The organism is Actinacidiphila oryziradicis, from assembly GCF_005047355.1.
Taxonomy (GTDB): Bacteria; Actinomycetota; Actinomycetes; order Streptomycetales; family Streptomycetaceae; genus Actinacidiphila; species Actinacidiphila oryziradicis.
The window spans coordinates 1-19,429 of the sequence record NZ_SUMC01000005.1; the positions used below are offsets into that span (position 1 = coordinate 1).

Here is a 19,429-nt window from a genome sequence, read left to right on the forward strand (position 1 = left end):
GATGGGAACTAATTGCCAAACTCCCAGCTCAGGCCGCCAAGTTGTAGGAGGATGGAGACCCCGTCGGACCGCGCTCTGACCTCGTGACCTGCGGGTTCTCACCCGTCTGATGCAATTCCCGAGGGTTGAGGTAGATCTCCCGCGTCGTCTCCAGTTCGGCATGGCCCAGCAGGTCCTGGACCATCCGCCACGGATCCCCGTAGAGCTGCCGGAAGTCCCGCCGATCCTCAGGCGTCAACCCCATCCTCTGGTCCATCAGGTGGTTGAGGACCACGAGCATGGCGAGCGCGAAGGAGTGCCTGGCCATATGCGCGGTCGCGAACGGCGGCTCGGCCATCACCTCGGCCAGCACGGTCGCGCACCGCTCCGACGCCGCGCGGAAGACGTTCTCCCACGAGGCCGGCCGGAACGGCAGCCCCGACTCGTTCAGCCAGAGCCACAACGGCTCCGGTCCCGCCGGGCCTTCGGTGAAGTACGTCATCCGCTCGTCGACGGTGGCCTCGCTCAGTGGCGTCTGCCCGATCACGCCGTCCTGGTCGCACCAGTGCAGGAGCCGCCGCAGCCGCCCGGTCTGGTGTGTGACCAGGCGCCGTTCGGTGAGCCGCTCGTACCGACCCGCGGCCTGAGCACGGCGGACGGCCCTCGCCCGCGACGACTCCGTGTAGCCCTCGATGTCGCCCACCACGACCGCCGAGGCGTAGAACGTCCGGGCCCTCTTGGACTTCGTCACCGCGCGTGCCAGCCGGCCGCAGTAGTACCGGCCGCCGTCCAACCGCGTGCGCGGAACCTCGAACGTCAGCAGCGAAGCCGCCTCCGTCAACCGCAGCCCGGAGGAGAACAGCAGGTCGGCATAGGCGGCGTTGCGGTCGTCAAGACGCCCGGCCCATCCCGGGGCGGGCAGTCCCCGAGCCGTGTGACCACGCAGCCCGACGTCTACCCACCGGCGGTAGGCCCGTGGGGTCAGCCATCGCACGTCGCTGGTCTTGGCATGCTTCGCGCGGGCCGCCGGCACTGAGATCATCTCGCCGTTCCGGCCGATCGCCGAGCGCAGCACGATCGGGTTGGCCAGCACGTATTCGTGGTTGATCGCCCATGAATAGAGCTTGGTCAGGGCCGCCAGCTCACGGTTCCAGCGGGCGCCGCCCACCTTCTTCGGGTTGCGCGGGGAGCGGGTCCGCCAGTCCTCGTAGTCCCACAGGTCATCCGCGGTCGCTTCGTTCCAGCTCTTCCCCCGGCTCCAGAGGAAGTTGCAGAACACGCAGTAGTCGCCGGTGTAGTTCCGCTTCGACTCGTGCTCAAGACGTGCGAACGACGAGCGGCACAAGTACAGGCTCAGGATCTCGTCGACCCGGTGGTCCGGCGACAGCAGGATCGGGTCTCCCGGACGGATCCCGGTCCGTTCTTCCCGCTCCGCCAGGTCCGCCCACCCCGCCAGCACCGGTATTCGATCCGGTACAACGACGCGCCTCTTGGGCACCCAGTACGTACGCCAACTCGCCACAGAACCACCCTGTTAGATCAGCTTCAACACGCTGATCTAACAGGGAACACGTCGCAGACGACCAGCCGCCAGCCGGGTGGCGGCCAGCCGGTGATGGCTCCCGGGATGGGGACGGGACGGAGTACCACCAGGAGCAGGATGAGCACGGCGGCCGTGCACAGCCAGGGGTGGCGCAGAAGGCGGCGGGCGAAGGTGACGACGAGCACTGTCACGGTCGCCAGGGCGAGGGCGCCGAGCCAGCTGCCCGGCCAGCCGACCGAGGCGCCGGGGAGGGCGGCACCCCGCCGGGCCACGATGACGATCCAGCCGGTGGGCCAGCCCGCCAGCCAGGCGAGGGCTTTGGCGACGGGCATGGCGAGCGGGGCAGCCGCCAGCGCGGCGAAGCCGAGCACTGTGGCGGGGGCGACGGCGAGTTCGGCGAGGAGGTTGCAGGGGATGGCGACCAGGCTGACATGCGCGGCGAGCACAGCCACGACCGGCGCGCAGACCGCTTGGGCGGCAGCGGCGGCGGCGAGGACTTCCGCGAGGCGGGGCGGGACCCGGCGACGCTGGAGGGCGGCGCTCCAACGCGGGGCGATGGTGAGGAGGGCAGCGGTGGCGAGGACGGAGAGCAGGAAGCCGTAGGAGCGGGCCAGCCAGGGGTCGTAGAGGAGGAGCAGGAGTACGGCCGTGGCGAGAGCGGGGATGAGGGTGCGGCGGCGGCCGGTGCCGATGGCGAGGAGGGTGATGAGGCCGCATACGGCGGCCCTCAGCACACTCGGGTCGGGGCGGCAGACGATGACGAAGCCGATGGTGAGCACCCCGCCGAGGACTGCGGTGAGACGGAGCGGGATGCCGATGCGCGGGGCGAGGCCGCGGCGTTCGGCACGGATGGCGATGCCCGGCGGGCCGATGAGCAGCATCAGCAAAATAGCGAGATTTGAGCCGCTTACAGCCGTCAGATGAGTGAGGTCGGTGGTCTGGAATACCTCCTGGAGCTCTGGGGTGATGCGGGACGTGTCGCCGGTGACCAGGCCCGGGAGCAGTGCGCGGGCGTCGGGCGGCAGGTGATCGGTGGCGGTGCGGAGCCCCGCGCGGAGGCGGCCGGCTTCGCGCTGGGTCGGGGTGGGCGCGCCGGTGATCCTGGGCGGCCCGTGGACGGAGAGTATGGCTGCGATGCGGTCACCGGGGCGCGTGGATGGTGCCAGCCGGGCCTGCACGGCGATCCGGGTCGTCGGCAGTAACCGCAGCCAGGCGGCGACCGGTTGACCGGCGATGACGAGGACGGGGGTGCGGACGGCTGTCGTCCTGCCCTCGGCCGTGACCCGCACCGCGTCCGCTTCCACAACGACCGCCGCCGGTGCCCGGGCCGCGCCCCGGACATGGGGGCGGAGGGTGCGGGGGTCGCCGGTGAGGAGCAGCTCGACGCGCGCATGCCCATGTTGGGCGGCGAGCCGGGGGACGGGGCCGCGATGCAGATCGGCTGCGTGCAGGGCCGCCGCGGTGGTGGCGGTGGCGGCACAGAGCAGGGTCATGGCGGCGGGTAAGCCCAGGGCTTGTCCGGCGGCGGTGGTCCGTATGCCTGCGACGCGGCCTGGTGCCGACTGTGCCGGTCGCTCGGACCGCGTTCCTGCGGTCGGAACGCACCAGGCGGCGGGCCTGGAGCCAGGGGCGCATAGGCGGCGCGGCACGAGGAGAAGCAACGCCACGAGGACGGCGGCACCGGCGCAGACGGCTGCCGCCTTGCCGGGTGCCCCAAGGGTCAGCGCCGCCGCGATCCATGCGGCGATGGCGGGCGGGACGAGCCGGTAGTCGGGTGGTCCGTCCTGGTGAGGGTCGGAGGCACCGAGCCGCGAGGCGGCTGCCGCGTGCACCGCGAGGCGGGCCGGACCACCCTGGTCTGGTGTCTGCGTCGTGGCCGGACCAGTGGCTTGAGGTCGGCGAAGCGGCGGTCGCCCACACGGTCAGTGCGACCTTGAGGTCAAAGGCGGCGCGTATCAGTTCCTGTACGGCAGTACGTGCCTGATTCCCAGCCGCGGACCTGCGCGCCGCCTTGTCCTTGCGGCTGTTTGCGAACCAGCCGATGCCGAAAACGAGGAGTGAGGCAGTGGCGCCGATCGAGCCGGACGCGATTGTCGGATTCACAGCCGATCACTCTGCCGTACTCGCCGAAAAGGGAAGACAGTACCCGGCAGTACGCATCCAGCCGCCGCGGCAACGGTGTGGCCTCCTTGCCGCCCGACGCAAGCGGACCGCTCCGGCCCGTCAGTCGCCGAGGTGGCTATCGGGGCCGTCGTCTGCCGGCCCGTCGTCGTTGGCTGCTTCGGGTTCGGCAACCGAGGCCTCCGTCGTAGGGCTGACTCCGATGCGGTCGTCGACGGTGATGGTGACGGGTTCGGCACCGCCGCCGGTGTGGGGTGCCTTGGCGATGGCCCGCACGGTATCGGCGATGCGGTCGTACAGGTGCTGGGCGATGGCGGCGGTGCCAGGGTCGACGCCTCGGGCCTGGTGGACGGCTTGGAGGCTGGTAAGGGCGGCGACGAGGCTGCACCCGGACACGTCGACTGTGACGGTTCCGCCGTCGGCGGTGACGTCGCCGGGGATGCGGAAGTGGCGGTCCTGGCCGGCGTGTTCGACAAGGAATGAGTGGGCGGCGCGTTAAAGAGTGGTCTCCTAGCCCACGCTCACCCAGCCAGCTACTGTCCGGTGAGAGCCGCGTACTCCTGCTGGCAGGCGGCCACGTACTCCTGGGCGTGCTGGTTGGTATAGAAGCGAATGAACCCCACTCCCTTCTCCGCCACATCACAGGCGATCTCCGGCGTGGTGCTCGCCACGTCCCCGCCTGCAGCATGGTTGCGAACGATCGCTTGGGCGTCTGACTTTCCCTTCTGGGCAGCGGTCATGCTGTCCGCCAGTGGCGCTCCGCTCCTGCCGATCGCGAAACCCAGGAGGAGCAGCGTCGCCCCACCGACCGCCAACGCGACTATCAGGCCAGTGCCACCGACCGCCAACGCGGCTTTCAAACGGTATGCGAGGGGCTCCGTCGGCTGACCAGCCGCTGCCGGCGGCCAGGGTGAAGAAGGCTGACCAGCCGCCGATGCGGCATGGTCCTTTCCGGCCTGTCTTTGTGCTTCCTGGGCCTCAGCCCGCCCTTCGATATAGATGTTGATGCATTCTGGGCAGTTCGACTGCTCCGGTCCGACAGCGCGAGGCGCATTAGGAGAGATGGATGCGTCGCACATGGCAACTATGTCGCCTTTGATGCCAATATGTATCATTGTATCCATTGCGGCTTGCGGGTTCCTTCGGGAGGTTTTTGCAACTTGACTGCGAGGTAGGGCGGTAACAGAACCATGAAGCGCCCGGTAGGTGGGTTGTCGACCAGGACCAACCGCTCCGCCGGGGCTTAGCTGTGCTTGTTTTAACCCGTCCGGCTGGATCTGTCTACATCTGCGCTGCGGCTGCTGCCACGGGAACTGGCCGCTCATCGCCGCCGTATCGGCACCCATCGTCCGGAGGGGCCGGCGCGGCTATCTCGACGGTTACCAGGCTGGGCCTGGCCTGCCCTGGCGCGCCGTCCATCGTCATCGGTGCCCCGGCGGGGTCCGGCTGGCGAAACCGCCGATACCCCACTGTGGCAGTGCCGGGGACTGCGCGCCCGGGCGGCCGCTGCGACCCGGCTATGGCGTGCACCCGCAGCCGCAGCGGATCAGGGCGTATCCGGCGTACCGGAAAAGGCGGGCGGACTGTATGAAGCCGGGCTAACCTGTGCGTTGGTATGTACGCGGAGTTGCAACTCGCCGCCGTCTGCGACCGGTTGAGCCGGAAACGATCACTACAAGTGCATCGTGGAGGCGCACGGGGCGCGCCTTGCCACACACATATGCGGGCGCACAGACGGCGCGGTGATGCGGCAGTACCTGCCCCGCTTGCGCACCTGTTGCCGATCATGAACTGACCAGGAGATCCTGTGCCCCTCGACCTGAGCCGCGTCGGACAGCGCGACAGCAAGCCGCTGCGCCCGCGGGACATCTACAACGCCTCCCGCAGGCCGTGGCCCTACCTCCGCTTCGAGCAGGGCGAGGTCCTGGACAAGTGGTTCCAGGAGGACGTACGCAACCGCCGTGACGTGGTGATCAAGCAGAACACCGGCGGCGGGAAGACCGCGGTCGGCCTGCTGATCGCCCAGAGCACCCTTAACGAGGGCATTGGCGCCGCGGTCTACCTCGCCCCGGACCGATACCTTGCGTCCCAGGCCCGGGCCGAGGCCGCAAAGATCGGCCTGCCGGTGACCGACGACGCGAGCGACGTCAAGTTCCGCAACGGCCGGGCGACGCTGGTGACCACCTTCCAGAAGCTGGTCAACGGGCAGTCGGTCTTCGGCGTCGTCGGGGACCAGCGGGACAAACGCAAGCTCGGCCTGGTCGTGGTCGACGACGCGCACGCCGCCCTCGCCACCACCGAGAGCCAGTTCCGCCTTACCGTGGAGAGCACCCACCCGGTTTACTGGCCGCTCGTCGAGCTGTTTGAGAACGACCTGGAGGAGCAGTCGCCCAACCGCTGGGCGGACGTGCGCACCGGCGACTATACCGCGGTGGTGCCCGTGCCGTTCTGGGCGTGGGCTCGCCGGCAACGCGACGTCATGGACTTGCTCCACCCCTACGCCCAGACCGGCGCATTCAAGTTCACCTGGCCATTGATCGCCGATGTGCTGGGGATTTGCTCGGTCACCGTCACCAGCAGGAGCGTGGAGATCAGTCCGCCCTGCCCGCCGATCTCGATGATCCCGGCGTTCGCGAACGCGTCGCGCAGGGTCTACCTGACCGCCACGCTCGCCGACGACAGCGTGCTCGTCACCGACCTCGATGCGAACCCCGAGGACGTCGCCCGCCCGGTCACCCCGGGCAGCGCCGCCGACCTGGGCGACCGGATGATCCTCGCCCCATCCGCGCTTAACCCCGGACTTGACGACGAGGCCGTACGGCAGCTCGCCCGTCAGTTCGCCGACGGCGACCGCGACGGCGACGGCATCTACGAGGCTCGGCCGGTCAACGTGGTCGTGCTAGTCCCCAGAGACAAGGCCATGGACGCCTGGACCGGGTACGCCGACCTGGTCCTGAATGCGAGCAACCTCGACCAGGGCATCACCGCGCTGAAGGCCGGCCACGTAGGCCTGGTGGTGCTGAGCAACAAGTACGACGGCATCGACCTGCCGAGCACCGCCTGCGAATTGCTCGTCCTCGACGGCGCGCCGCGCGCCATGGACGCCACCGAGCGCCGCGAGGCCGCTGTACTTTCGGGCAGCCCGACCCTGTTCGCGCGCCAGATCCAGCGGATCGAGCAAGGTATGGGCCGCGGCGTCCGCGACTCCGAGGACCACTGCGCGGTCCTGCTGGTCGGCAGTCACCTCGCCGTCGCCCTTCACGACCGCACCCACCTGGACCTTTTCTCCCCCGCCACCCGTGCCCAGATCAACCTGAGCCAGGACCTCACCGACGAACTCGCCGGCAAGGGGCTGGACGCAATCCGCGAGGCGCTGAGCCTGTGCCTTGACAAGGACGACACCTGGGTCAGCATCGGCCGCCGCGGCCTCGCCGAGATCCAATACGCCACCACCGGCTCCGTGCGCCCGGAGGCCGTGGCCGCACGCTCCGCCTTCGACCTCGCCGCAACCCACCGCTACAGCGAGGCGTGCGACCGGCTCCAGGAGGTGCTCGGCCAGGTGACGGACCCGGCCATGCGCGGCCTGCTCGCCGAACAGCGCGCCGCCTACCTCCACCACTTCGAGCCGAACGCGGCCCAGAACGCCCTGCGCAAAGCACTCGACGACAATCCGCACGTGCTGCGCCCCCTCGGCGGTGTCGCCGCCGCCCAACTCCGGCCGGCCGCGGCACAAGCCGAGGCGGCCGCAGCGTTTCTCAGCAGAACGTATCCGGATGCCACCTCTTTGCTTCTGGGCGTCAAGTCCATTTTCGAGGACGTAGTCTGGGGCGACGAGAAGCGCTCCAAGGACGCCGAGCGCGCGGTGGAGCAGCTCGGGTTGCACCTGGGATTCGCCAGCAGCCGTCCCGAGGACATGTACGGCAAAGGCCCGGACGACCTGTGGGCGCTCAGCTCGGACCGGCACGCCGTGATCGAGCTCAAGACCGGCCGCACCCACGACGCGATCATCAAGCACGACCTGGACCAGCTCGGCGGAGCCGTCCGCTGGAACGCCGAGACCCACCCCGGGGTCACCCAGATTCCCGTGATCATGCACCCGTCTCCGGTGCTCCACGGCCAGGGCACCGCCGTGACCGGGATGCGGGTCATCACCCCGCAGACCTGGAACCGCCTGAGCGAGGCGGTGCGGGCGTTCGCTGAGGCCCTCACCAACGGCCAGCAGCGCTGGCGTGAACACCACGCCGTCGCCGAACAGCTCGCGCAGCACAAGCTGACCGCCACCACCCTGTTCACCACCTACACCGAACCCCACCAGCGCGCCAGCACCGCATAACCGGTCACGGAACAGAAGGGCACGGGCAGCCGCAGTGGCGCGGCTGCGGGAGGAGGCCGAGCGGGTGCAGGCCGCGCTGGATGCGGCGGAACACGCGCTCGCGCGGCTGGCCGGTGCGCGCGAGACGGTGGCCGAGGTACTGGCCGAAGCGCCCGCCGGGAGTGAAGAGCCCGGCTCCTGCCGAACAGCATGATGCAACAGACTCATCCCACGGCCTTCGCGCTGGTCACGTGCATTCCTTGGTCGGAGCACATGATCAGCCGAAGGCCGCCCGCACACGCCGTAGTTCCCGACGCGAGTGATCAAGTACGAGGCGCCTTCGACGCCCGAGGTTAAAGATCAATTTAGAGCGGGCACGCAAGGTCTTCAACGAGGCGCGCTTGAGTGCGAAGTCGCGGATACGTACCGGGCTCATGGCGGCGATGGCGTTTTACTCGGTGTGGAGTGCGCGGGGGAGCAGCTGTGAGGCCACGGCGGTCGCGTTGGCTCCGGCGGTGCGGGTGGTAGAGGCTTGGGATCGCCGTACCTTCACGCAAGGCTTGGAGTTGACGTCGCACCTTGCCCGAGTATCGGCGGCCAGGCTGCCATTGGGGACGGTGGAAGATACGGCGGTCGCCAAGGCCGCTCGGGTGCTGATGGACGCCGCGTTGGAGAACAAGGGCGAGGAGGCGATAACCGCAACGGTGCGAGACCTGCGGACCGCGTTCTAAGGGGACTCCGCAGACGCCCGGGAGCCCCCAGTAGCTGGGCGCGCAACCTTCACTCCGTCAGTACTCCTGCGCGTCGGCGCCCCATGGGCGTGGCGGCGTCGGTGCGGGGCAGTATGTTCGCGGCTCGTTCCCCGCTTCGTGAGGATCCGCTCATGCGCCCCAGTCGCCCCGCCTCGTTCGCCTTGCTTGCCGCGCTGCTGCTGGCGGGGTGCTCGTCCACGTCCTCCGGCAGCGTGGACAACGCCGCCCCGTCCGGGAATGTCGCGCCTCCGGGGCCCTCGAGTGGGGGCCCAACGGCCAGTGGCTCACCGGGTCCGATCCCTGTTGGGGCCGGCCCGCAGACGAAATACACCGTCCAGCGGCAGCCCCCGGCGGGGAGTTGCCACTACCGGGCCGACAAGGGGGAACCACTCCCGGATCCGTCTTGCACGCCTGGCGCGATCAGCCCCGCCGTGACGCAGGCGAACTTGAGCTCAACGATCTGCAGGAAGGGCGGTTACACCGCTGGCATCCGGCCGCCCGCCTCTGTGACCGGCAAGGAGAAAACTCTCAATGCCGCGTCCTACGGCTACAACGGTAGCTTGGCCGATGCTGAGTTCGATCACGAAATCAGTCTTCAGCTCGGCGGCGACCCCAACGACCCCCGCAACTTGTGGGTCGAACCGCCGGATCCTGGCCACAAGGCGGGCGCTGGGGTCAACAACGCCAAGGACCCGGTGGAGACGAAGCTTCACACCGCTGTCTGCGCCCACAAGGTCACCCTCGCCCAGGCGCAGCGAGCGATCGTCGCGGACTGGTCTACGGCGCTGCACACCCTCGGTATCGGATAGGGCGACCGTTCAGGGCGCCCCCGTCTGGCTCCGGCCGGACGGGGACGCGTCGTCATGGCTGGCTAAGGAACAAGGTGATGTCGAGCGAGTTCGGGACCGATCGGTAAGGCAAGATGCCGTCCTCGTCGGTGTAGGCGGATTCTGGCCAACTCTGGGCCTCAAATCGCTCGAACTAGTTGGTGTCACCGGAAAGCATGACGCGGGTTCGATCACCGGGCCAGACGACAGCGAAGTGAACGGTGCCGCACTCACAGACCGAACAGAAGGCGATCTCCTGATTGGCCTGGGCGGCAAGGTTGTTGAACACATCTGGGTAGTGGATGACGTGGTTGCGGCCCCAGGCTCTTCGCTCACCACGATCTCGATGAGATCTGATGATCTCGCGGATAACTAGCCATGTCGGCGAGATTGAGGAGGGACCCCACCCCGACCGCACTCGCCCCCACGGGGTTCCCCTGGGCGAATCTCATCAGCGTTCGCAAGGAGAGTGGTCGCACCAGTGGTGGGACAAGCCTGAGCAGATCACGCTGCCCGCCACGGCGAAGAACAGTGCCTCCGACGCCTCGGCCTGACAGACCGCCCACGGCCCCGTCGCGGCGGGGCCGTCCGCAACCACCGGAGGACACGACGCCCCGCCAGAGACCCGGAGCGCGGCGGCCGAGCTAAGCGCCCCTTCGCTGTGGCTGCCCGAGCCCCGTCGCGTGGCACAGCGGGGCAATCGCAGGGGGGACTCCCGACCCCGGTTGCGCGGGGCTGGCCTCCGTCACCGGGGTTATCGTGCTCGGGACGTTGCCAAAGTTCAGCGGCTGGTGGCGGGGTGGCGCTGCCGCCCGAGTAGCGCGGTGGTGGCTGGATCGGGGGTCGCGTCGATGTCGGCGAGGCGCCGGGTCAGCAGGTGGTAGGTGCGGTGGGCGGCGTCGTCACGTCCGGCGGCGAGTTGCAGGCAGATGATGCGCTGGTAGACGGCCTCGTTGACGGGGTCCCAGTCGGCTGCCTGGTCCAGCAGGGCGAGGGCGGGGTCCGGGTCGGGGTGGCGGGTTGCGGTGTGGTCGGCGAGCAGGACGAGGGCGTCGACGGCCTTGCGGTGCAGGGCCTCGCGCAGACCGTCGGCCCAGGGGTAGTCGGCCCCTTCGCACAGGGGCCCGCCGTACGCGGCGACCGCGCTCTGGAGTGCGGTGGCGCGGGTGTGTTCGTCGCGGGCTGCGGCGGCTTGCTGGATGGCGGTGGTGAAGGCTTCGACGTCGGTGGCCACGAGGGTGGGGTCGAGCCGGGTGCGCTCGCCGGTCCGGACGAGAAAGGCCGCTTGGTTGGCTCCGGTGGCCTGGCGCAGGCTCCGCCGTACCGCGCGGCGCAGATTGCCCAGTTCCCGGCCGGACTGGTCCGGGTCGGTAGACATCCGCAGGTGCTCGATGATTTCTTCTGCACGGATTCCACGAGGATGGGCCGCCAAGATTGCGAGGAATTCCCGGGTCTCTTCACGCAGGCCAAATCCGAATTCTCCGGATTCCCCTTTCGTCTGGATGCAAAAGCCACCGAGCAGGTGCACCGTGACGGGCCTATTACCGGCCGCCGGTTCCGGGGCGTGACGGGCCGGTTCGGCAGCGCGGTGGCGCGCTTCTGGCACGGGTGGTGCTTCCCGCAGCACTTCGGATGAAGCCGGGTGAGGAGCGGGGACAGCAGGTTCGTGCTTCTCATCCGTGCCGGTCCTCGGCGGCGGCGCGGGGGTGGACGACGGAGTGTGACCGTGCGCGGCGTGCAGGACGTCGAAGAATTCGCGGACCGGCTCGCGAGTCAGGGTGAACAGGCGAACATTGTGCAGCTTCCCGGCTGCAGGTCCGGTCACGTGGGTGATGGTGCCGTCGGCCGCGAGGTCGGCGCGCTGAGGCCAGTCGTCGGTGCCGAGGACGATGACGGCGAGTTGGCCGGGGGCGGCGCGGCGTGCGGCCGCGCGCAGTCGGTCCCGGCTGCGGGGGTCGTCGTCGGTGAGCAGGATGTCCATCGGGGGCGCGGCTTGGGGCTGCTCGTCGGTGTCCTGGTCATCGGCGAGGCGGGCGTGGTGCAGCAAGGACTGTTCCACCAGATCCAGCGCGTGATTGCAGTCGCCCGTGCGCGTCCACGCCGGCACGTTGTGGTCGGCGTCGGGGAGCAGTCGTGCGGCGGTGGGGGCGGGCGTCAGCAGGCGGGCGTGCGGGTTCCCGGGTCGTAGGCGCTGGGCGGCGCTGAGGACGGCGATGGCCAGTGCGCGTGCGGCCGGGTCTGCTCCGGGCCCGGTCCAGGCGATGCCGCCGGGGACGGCGAGCGCGTCGAGGGAGAGCTCATGGCCGTCGAGGGCTCCGAACATCACGACCCCCGGTGTGCCCGGTTCGGCCGGGATGGGCCGGCGGGAGACGCTGGGTTCCTGGTTCTCCTCCTCGTGTAGTGCGGTGGGCTGGGCTTGGTGGACGGTCAGGTGGGCGCTGTTGGCAGCGCGGACGGCTTCGGCCAGTGGCGGCGGGGCGGGAGCTGAGAGGTCGGGCTGTCGGCGTCGGCGTTCGTGGGCTCGGGCGAAGGCGAGGGCGGCGGCGATGCCAGCAGCGGTGGTGACGCCGATCGCCGAGGCCAGGCCCACGCCGATCGTCACAGGCCGCTGCCCGATGCCACGGTGGCGTGGGGCCGGGACGGCAGGCTGCTCACGCTCCTCCCGCTGACCGGAGGCCTGGCGTTCAACGGGTCGGGGTGCGTCGGCGCTCGGTGCTGGTGACCGCTGCGGAGGTGTGATCTGTGCGTGTGGCGGGGTTGAGGGGGCTGGCGGGCTGGGGGGTCGCCCGGGGCTGGTGGGGGTCTCGGCGCTGTCGGGGAGGTGCAGGACCCAGCTGGGTTCGATCAGGTCGGGGTCGCGCAGGCACTGTCCGTCGTCCTGGATCCGGCCTTGGTTGAGTTGGTAGATCTTCGGCCAGAGCAGCGGGTCGCCCAGGTGCTGGCTGGCGATGTCCCAGAGGGTGTCACCGGGCGCGACCGCGTAGGGGGTGGTGCGGTGCTCTGACGTCCGCGACGAGGACGGTTCGGCCGCGGCTGTCACAGTCACCGTGAGGGGGGCGGTCGCGTACGCGAGCGGCCGGGCCGCCGCAGGGCTGTCGGCCGACGAAGCATGAGCTGGGGCCGGGCGCCACGCTACGGCCCACGATGCCATCAGCGTTCCGATGAGCAGCGCGGCGGCGACCCGGTGGGCGGGCAGGGTGCGGATGCGGGTCCGCAGCAGCGCGCCGTCGCGCCTGAGCGTCGGCAACTGCTGTGCCGTCCAGGTGGCTTCGCGGGCGAGGGTGGTCAGGAAGGCTGCCCAGCAGGCCCAGCCGAGCAGGGCCAGGAGTTTGACGACCATCGGGTCGCTGACCGGCTCGCTGAGCCGGTCCATCAGGTCTCCGGCCGAGACCGCTGGGTCCGGCCAGGGCACTCCCACGGCAGCGGTCAGCGCGTAGGGCACTCCGGCGACCAGCACGAGGAGCACCACGGCCGACGCCATCAGCCGCACCAGGGCGTGCACTCTGCCACGCACGGTCCGGGGCGGTTCGGGGTTGGTCATCGGACGCTCGCCTTCGCACCGGTCCACGGGGCATCGATGCCGCGCTCTGGGCGTGCGATCGCACTCGCGCTGGTGACCAGGTCATCGACGCCGACCAGCGAGAGGACCTGCGTGCATTGGCGGTGCGTCACGGTCACCGTCACCCGGTCGCCGTCCACACGCACCTGGCCCGCATCCCCGGTGGCGTGGACATAATCAAGCGCCGCGCTGGCAGCGCGCTGACGGTCCAGCCGGACTCGCTGGGTGGCGCGCAGGTAGGCGAGGTCGATCTGCTGCGAGCCGCTGCGGGCAGCTTCCTGGGCCGTATCCGCCGCGGCGACCTTGCCCGCCAGCGCCAGCCCGCCATCGAGCACCAGCCCGGCGAACAGGAACAGACCCGCCGTGACCACCACCACCATCGCGGTGACCTGCCCCGCATCCTGCCGCTCCCGGCTACGTGACACGCCATGGCCATGGCGTCGTCGATGTTCCGGCGTCGTCATACGCTGCTCCCCCGGTAGGTGTCGACCACCGAGGTCGCCGTCTTGGCCACCGTGACCTGACCGGGCAGACCAGCGCCCGTCAGTACTGCCGTGCAGGCCACCTGCACCCGTACGACGCCTCCGGCCCGGAGACGGCCGACGTCGGTGGCGACCGTGAAGTGCCTGCAGGACTCCCCCGCATCGCCCAGGGCTGATGCTGCCGCGGAGCGCGCTGCCTCACGTGCAGCGGCCGGGGTACGGGCCAGGGATGCGGCGCGGGCGGCCTGGTGCGCGGCGTCATCGACGCGGAGCCGGGCCGAGGCCATCCGCCCCAGCGACACCGCGACCAACAACAGCAAGACCAGCAACGGAGTCACGATGACCAGTTCCGTCGAGGCCGAACCATGATCGCTTGTCCACAGCCCGTGCACTGGTGTGTTGATAACTCCGCGTCGGTGCGACCCGGCAGCGCGCCTTCGTCGTCCCTGCGTCCGGTTTTCCATGCCGTTCACCTCCCGTCTGCGACGGTCGACCAGCGTTCGACGGCTCCGCCGGCCCGGCCGGTGACCCTCAGATGCAGGCCGGGAATGACCTGCTGGACGTCACCGCTGACCTGCACGGCCGCGCTCCCGGCACCGCGCGTGACGGTGACCTTGGGGTTCAGCAGTACGGCGGAGCCGAGCGCGGCCAGGGTGTGCTGGGCGCGGGATCGCCCGGCTCCGGCGCTGCCGCCCTGGGCACGGGCGTCCGCCAGGGCTCGGGACGCGGCGGCCTGGGCGATGTGCTGGGCGTGCTCGGCGAGCGCGAACTGCACGATCAACAGCAGGAGCAGCAGGAGCAGCGGCACCGTGATGACCGTTTCGGCGGCCACGGCTCCGTGATCCCTGCGCCGCCGAGCGCCTGGTCTGCGGGCCGAGCGGCCGGTGGTAGCAGGATCGGGCATGGTCGTCTCCGCGGGTGTTTTCTGTCAGCCGAGGTTGATGCCGTTGGCCTTCTTGGTCACTTTGGCGGCGATGATGCCGACGACGGCCAGGCCGAGGGCGGCGAGCAGTGCGGTGACGATGACGGTCTCGGTCGAGTAGCCCGCGTCGTCGCGCAGCCGGTGGCGCAGCTCGCTCCACCGGAGCCGCAACTGGCAGGTCAGGTAGTGGAACATGGGGTCCATGGAGGGTGTCTCCTTAAGCGTTCGAGGGTCTACAAGCCGCTCAGCACGTGCGTGAGAGCCGGGTAACCGATGAAGATCAGGAAGGCGCCGAACTTCAGCACCACCGGCAGCGCCATGCGTTCGGTGGCCGATTGGGCGGCGCCGTCTGCCTCCGCGAGGCGGCGGCCGCGCATGGCGGCGGCCTTGGCCTCCAGCGAGGTGCGGATGCGGGCGCCTTCGCTGCCGGCCAGGCCGACGGTGGCGGCCAGTTCGGACAGCTCGCTCACGCCGGTCTGCCGGCCCAGCGCGCCGAGCTCGTCCCACACGCTGCTGCGGGCCAACTGCGCCGTCGCCAACGCCCGCCGCAGCTGGGACGCGGCCCAGCCCTGTGGGGCAGCTGCGGCATCGGCCAGGGCCTGCTGGACACCGGCACCTCCGGCCAGCGCGATGACGACCAGGTCGAGGAAGACCGCCAGGGTGTGCCGCATCTCCGCCCGCCGCCGACGGGCCTGCGCGCGCACCGTCAGGTCGGGGGCGAGGAACAGCGCCCCGGCGCACAGCAACGCCACCCACGTAGGCAGCCACCAGCCGACCCCAGCGCCGGTCCCCAGGTCGACCAGGGCCAGCAACGCGGGCGGGGCGATGAGCCCAACCGCCGCGGCGGCAGCCTTCTCGGCCAGATGCCGGTCGACGTCCATGCCCAGGACCGCCAAGTCCTGGCGGAGCGAGGCGGTCGGCAGACCCAGGGCGCGCAGCAAGGGCACGCCGCGCCGCCCCCAGCGTGCCGCCCAGCCGCCCGGTTCCGCCTCGGCCGCAGTCGGCGCCGCCGCCTGCCGGACGGGGCGGTGGAGGGCGGCCAAGGAGGCGGCCAACGAAGGGCGGGGCGGATGGAGCCCGTAGGCGAGGGCGAGCAGGCCGCCGCCGAACGTCGCCCCGAGAAGGATCGCGATCACCGGACCCCCACCTCTCTCTTCCCCTGTGCGGGGACCGTTGGCTGCGTGGGCGGGGCCGGGGCGAGGATCCGGGGTTCCTCGACGAATTCGGCGATCTTCATCAGCCAGGCGAACCCGGTTGCGAACAGGATCCCGATCAGCGCCAGCACCAGCTGACCCTCCACGGAGGAGAACGGCTCCAGATAGGGACGGTTGAGCACCACCAGCCCGGTCGCCATACCCAGCGTGGTGGCGGTGATGACGCGGACCGAGGTGCGCACCCGGGCCCGCCCGGCATCGATCCGCAACCGCATCGCCACCTGCTCACGCGTGGCCCCGGCCAACGAACCCAGCAACGGGGCCAACTGGCGGCCCTGCCGCTCGGCCGCCATCACCAAAGCGGCCACCACCGTGTCGGCCACCGGATCCGCCACCTCCTCCGCGAACACCCGCAAACTGGCCCCGAGCGACTGCCCGCCCTCGATCCGCGCGGCCAACGCCGCCGTCTCCGTCCGCAGGGCGGGCGGGGCGAGGGAGGCGGTGGCCACAATGGCCTGCTCCAACCCGGCCGCGGCCGACAGGGTGTCGCGGAGCATCTCCGCCCACACCGCCACCGCCTCCAGCCTCCCCGTACGGGCGGCAGCCTGACGGTCCCGCCCCAGCACACCGGGCAGCACCGCCACCGCGACCGAGGCCAGCAGCGCCCCGACCGGCCAACCCGTCGCCGCACCCACCAGCATCCCCGCGAGCACCGCACCGCCCAGCCGCCGCTTCCCCACCCGCCCGGTCAGCCGCGCCCACCACGCCACGCCCGAGCCAGAGGTGCCGTCGGGCCGGTCGCGACGCATCGCGCCGTGCGCCACGAGCCAGCCCCCTCCGCCGGCACCGGCGCCGAGCAGCACCGCCATTACCAAGTCGAGGCTCATGCGGTGCGCCCCCACCACTGCTCGCGCAGCACCCGCTCATCCAGCCCGGCCGCGAGCAAGTCCTCGAGGGTCTCGCCCCGCACGGGGGTTGCCGGGATCGCGCGGCCGTCCGGTCCGGGCCGGTAGACCTCATTGGAGATCACCTGCGCCCCGTCCGCATCGACGATCTCCCGCACCGAGTCCACCACCCGCCGCCCATCGGCATCCCAACCCAGATGCACCACGAAGTGCACGGCCGAGGCCACCAGCAGGTTCGTCGCCTCCAACGACAACCGCTCCGGGGACTGGGCCGCGTAGGCGGCAAGCTTGGTGAACACCCCACGCGAGGTCGAAGCATGGATCGTGGACAGCGACCCGTCATTGCCCTGCGACATGGCATTGCACATCGGCACCACCTCCGACCCACGGATCTCCCCGACAATCACCCGGTCCGGAGACATCCGCAGACCCCACCGCACCAACTCCGCCTGATCGATGACGCCCTCGCCCTCGATGTTCGCCTCCCGCGCCTGCATCGCCACCACATCCGGATGCGCCACCGGGTCCGCATCCAGACCGAGCTCGAAGGTGTCCTCAATCGTCACCAGCCGCTCGGACGGATCGATCGCCGAGGCCAGAGCGCGCAGCACCGTGGTCTTCCCCACGTTCGTACCGCCCGCGACGATCACATTGCGACGAGCCCGCACCAAAGCGCCCAGGAAGCCCGCCAGCGCCTGGTCGCACACACCCAGCCGCACCAGATCGGGCAGCGTGGCGGTACGGAAGCGGTGCCGGCGAATCGACAGCGAGACCCGGCCGGTCACCGCCATCACCGCGAACATCCGCGACCCGTCCGGCAGACAGATGTTCAACCTCGGCACCCCCCGGTCGAACCGCCGCTCCTCCAACCCCGCCCGCGCGGCAATCTGCCGCACCAGCTCCACCAACTCCTCATCGGACGCCGCCAGCGCCTCCGCCCGGCGCTTGGCCCCGTCCGCGTACCGCACCCACACCGTGTCCGCACCGTTGACCGCGATGTTCTCCACCCGCTCATCGGCCAGCAGCACCTCCAACGGCCCCAGCCCGAACAGTGCGTCCAGCACCACCGAACTGATGCGGTCCTCTGCCGCCGTATCCAGCCCGGTCCGGCCCGCCGTCAACTGGGCTGCTGCGTAGCCATCCAGCTCCTCCGCGACCAGGCGGCGCACCACTTCCCGCCGCTGGCCGGCGTCCTCGGCCGGCAGTCCGGCCTCTTCCCGGGCATGCGCATAGGCCGCCATCCGCCCCGCGACCTGCTCACGCAGCCAATCCGCCAGCCGCCGCTCCCAATCCTGCACCGGCCGCGGCAGCAGCGCCTGCTGCTCCGTACCTACCGTCATCGCACTTCACCGGCCTCCAACACCCGAGCGCCCTGCGCAGCAGGCGGGAGCGGAGCCGGTACCGCCAGATGAGCCAGATCCCGGCCAAGAACGCCCGAGGGCTGCTCCGTCAATGCGGCCAGGTGCCATCCGAGATGGCCCGCCGCCCGCGCCAACGGCGACAACCGCCCTCGCCTCGCCTTCGGGGCCGCCCGGCCCGCGAGCGCGGCCGCGGTCGGCGGATCCCACGGCACCGCATGCACCCGCCCAATCCCCAACGCAGCCCCGATCTCCGACGCCGGATACGGACTCGGCCCGACCACCACCAACTCCACACCCGCCGCCACAGCGTTCAGATCACCGGCCCGGGCCGCGACGTGCGCCAACGCCTCCACCTCACCCCGCGTCACCAGCAACAGCACATCCGCCGCCCCCACCAACGCCACCGTCGCCTCCTCCAACCGCCCCAGATCCAGCAGCACCGTCCCCGCCGCCTCCGCGCCCCCGCGCAGGGCCTCCACGCCCCCGCTGCCGGCGAACAGAGTGACGGCCGCCGCAGCCTGCTGCCCACCCGCCGGACCCGCCACCACCGGCACCCCGCCCGGCAGCACCTGCACACACTCCTCCACGACCTCCGGCGCCGCCGCCCGTCGCACCGCAGCAGCCAACGCCATCAGCCCAGGAGTGTCCGAGAGAGCGAACCGCGCAGCGACATCACCGCCCGCCGGATCAGCCTCCACCACCACCGGCCGCACCACCCCACCCGCGGTCGGCCAATGCCCGGCCACGGCCAGCGCCAGCGTCGTCGCCCCCGGAGAGCCCTTCACCGACCCCACCGCCACAAGCCTCCGCATTACGGCACCTCCCGGCCGACCGGGCTCAGCACCACCACATGCGGTTTGTCGAGCTGCGCGGCCCGCCGCGCCGCCGCCGTATCCACCAGCATCGTCACCACCGACGGCGCCGACTCCCCCTCACCAGCCGTCACATCCGTGACCACACCCACCAGCGGATCCTCCTTGACCTCCGCACCATCCTTCGGCGCCCCCGCAGCGTCCGGGCTCCCCGCGAGAACCGCCGCCCGCTGCCCGGCCACCAACCCGGCAGGCACCGCACCCGGCTCAACCGCAAAGGACACCTGCGCCCGCCCCGCCGGCGGATACTGCGAGGACTCCCCCACCTGCTCCGGCGCCAGCAACGACCCCGCCGCCAACGGCACCGCCGCCACCTGACCCACCACCGACCCCGCATCCGCCGCCGGCACCACATGCCCGGCCGCGTCATCCACCCCCAACTCCACCTTCCGCAGGTCACCGGCGACCAGGACATGGCCTGCGGGCAACGACCGCGCCACCGCCAGCACCGGCGTCTTCCGCCCCGCCTGCCCGAGCAGCGCCGCAAAGCCCACCGCGCACACCATCACCACAGCAGCCCCGATCCACACCAGCGCAGGCCGACGCCGCACCCGACCGCCCACAACGCCCGGCGACCCCGGCTCCGGACCGCTCGGCCGACGCTCAGGACGCACCCGCGCCCAACCACCCGCAGCCCGCT

General features: G+C 70.8%; 16 protein-coding genes and 1 pseudogene. 3 read left to right on the forward strand and 14 right to left on the reverse strand.

The window, feature by feature from the left end; all coding sequences use genetic code 11:
* Positions 1–28 precede the first annotated feature (28 nt).
* From FCI23_RS07005 to FCI23_RS56195, 4 genes and pseudogenes are all read right to left on the reverse strand, one after another.
* Complete coding sequence (locus tag FCI23_RS07005) at positions 29–1,501, reverse strand: site-specific integrase (RefSeq protein WP_246143456.1); 1,473 nt, start codon at positions 1,499–1,501, stop codon at positions 29–31.
* Between the two features lie 47 nt (positions 1,502–1,548).
* Positions 1,549–3,354 (reverse strand): annotated as a pseudogene (locus FCI23_RS07010) (ComEC/Rec2 family competence protein); the annotation flags it as partial.
* Between the two features lie 391 nt (positions 3,355–3,745).
* Positions 3,746–4,039, reverse strand: coding sequence for a hypothetical protein (locus tag FCI23_RS07015; protein WP_169316704.1), 294 nt, complete (start codon positions 4,037–4,039; stop codon positions 3,746–3,748).
* Between the two features lie 137 nt (positions 4,040–4,176).
* A complete protein-coding gene (locus FCI23_RS56195; RefSeq protein ID WP_169316705.1) occupies positions 4,177–4,314 on the reverse strand; it encodes a hypothetical protein in 138 nt (45 codons plus the stop codon).
* A gap of 1,136 nt (positions 4,315–5,450) precedes the next feature.
* On the opposite strand from FCI23_RS56195, the gene FCI23_RS07020 reads away from it, so the two are divergent.
* From FCI23_RS07020 to FCI23_RS07025, 3 genes are all read left to right on the forward strand, one after another.
* Positions 5,451–7,976, forward strand: a complete 2,526-nt coding sequence (locus FCI23_RS07020) for a DEAD/DEAH box helicase (RefSeq protein WP_136722592.1) — start codon at positions 5,451–5,453, stop codon at positions 7,974–7,976.
* A 34-nt stretch (positions 7,977–8,010) separates the two neighbouring features.
* Positions 8,011–8,169, forward strand: coding sequence for a hypothetical protein (locus FCI23_RS56200; protein WP_169316702.1), 159 nt, complete (start codon positions 8,011–8,013; stop codon positions 8,167–8,169).
* A gap of 669 nt (positions 8,170–8,838) precedes the next feature.
* Positions 8,839–9,516, forward strand: a complete 678-nt coding sequence (locus FCI23_RS07025) for a hypothetical protein (protein WP_211265233.1) — start codon at positions 8,839–8,841, stop codon at positions 9,514–9,516.
* Between the two features lie 799 nt (positions 9,517–10,315).
* Here FCI23_RS07025 and FCI23_RS07035 read toward each other — a convergent pair.
* From FCI23_RS07035 to FCI23_RS07080, 10 genes are all read right to left on the reverse strand, one after another.
* Positions 10,316–13,075 carry a BTAD domain-containing putative transcriptional regulator gene (locus FCI23_RS07035; protein WP_136722594.1) on the reverse strand — a complete coding sequence of 920 codons (2,760 nt, stop codon included), beginning with the start codon at positions 13,073–13,075 and terminating at the stop codon, positions 10,316–10,318.
* Positions 13,072–13,557 carry a pilus assembly protein TadG-related protein gene (locus tag FCI23_RS07040; RefSeq protein ID WP_246143458.1) on the reverse strand — a complete coding sequence of 162 codons (486 nt, stop codon included), beginning with the start codon at positions 13,555–13,557 and terminating at the stop codon, positions 13,072–13,074. Before FCI23_RS07040 ends, FCI23_RS07035 begins: the two co-directional genes overlap by 4 nt.
* Positions 13,554–13,967 carry a TadE/TadG family type IV pilus assembly protein gene (locus FCI23_RS07045; protein WP_322973809.1) on the reverse strand — a complete coding sequence of 138 codons (414 nt, stop codon included), beginning with the start codon at positions 13,965–13,967 and terminating at the stop codon, positions 13,554–13,556. The genes FCI23_RS07040 and FCI23_RS07045 overlap by 4 nt, the downstream gene beginning before the upstream one ends.
* Positions 13,968–14,044: 77 nt before the next feature.
* Complete coding sequence (locus FCI23_RS07050) at positions 14,045–14,407, reverse strand: TadE/TadG family type IV pilus assembly protein (RefSeq protein ID WP_246143462.1); 363 nt, start codon at positions 14,405–14,407, stop codon at positions 14,045–14,047.
* Positions 14,408–14,503: 96 nt separating this feature from the next.
* Positions 14,504–14,701 carry a hypothetical protein gene (locus FCI23_RS07055; protein WP_136722597.1) on the reverse strand — a complete coding sequence of 66 codons (198 nt, stop codon included), beginning with the start codon at positions 14,699–14,701 and terminating at the stop codon, positions 14,504–14,506.
* A 29-nt stretch (positions 14,702–14,730) separates the two neighbouring features.
* On the reverse strand, positions 14,731–15,633 hold the full coding sequence (locus FCI23_RS07060; protein WP_136722598.1) for a type II secretion system F family protein: 903 nt from the start codon (positions 15,631–15,633) through the stop codon (positions 14,731–14,733).
* Positions 15,630–16,538, reverse strand: coding sequence for a type II secretion system F family protein (locus tag FCI23_RS07065; protein WP_136722599.1), 909 nt, complete (start codon positions 16,536–16,538; stop codon positions 15,630–15,632). The genes FCI23_RS07060 and FCI23_RS07065 overlap by 4 nt, the downstream gene beginning before the upstream one ends.
* A complete protein-coding gene (locus FCI23_RS07070) occupies positions 16,535–17,896 on the reverse strand; it encodes a CpaF family protein (protein WP_136722600.1) in 1,362 nt (453 codons plus the stop codon). Before FCI23_RS07070 ends, FCI23_RS07065 begins: the two co-directional genes overlap by 4 nt.
* On the reverse strand, positions 17,893–18,729 hold the full coding sequence (locus FCI23_RS07075) for a hypothetical protein (RefSeq protein ID WP_136722601.1): 837 nt from the start codon (positions 18,727–18,729) through the stop codon (positions 17,893–17,895). Before FCI23_RS07075 ends, FCI23_RS07070 begins: the two co-directional genes overlap by 4 nt.
* Positions 18,729–19,319: an SAF domain-containing protein gene (locus FCI23_RS07080; RefSeq protein ID WP_246143464.1), complete on the reverse strand. Its 591-nt coding sequence runs from the start codon at positions 19,317–19,319 to the stop codon at positions 18,729–18,731. The genes FCI23_RS07075 and FCI23_RS07080 overlap by 1 nt, the downstream gene beginning before the upstream one ends.
* Positions 19,320–19,429: the final 110 nt, after the last annotated feature.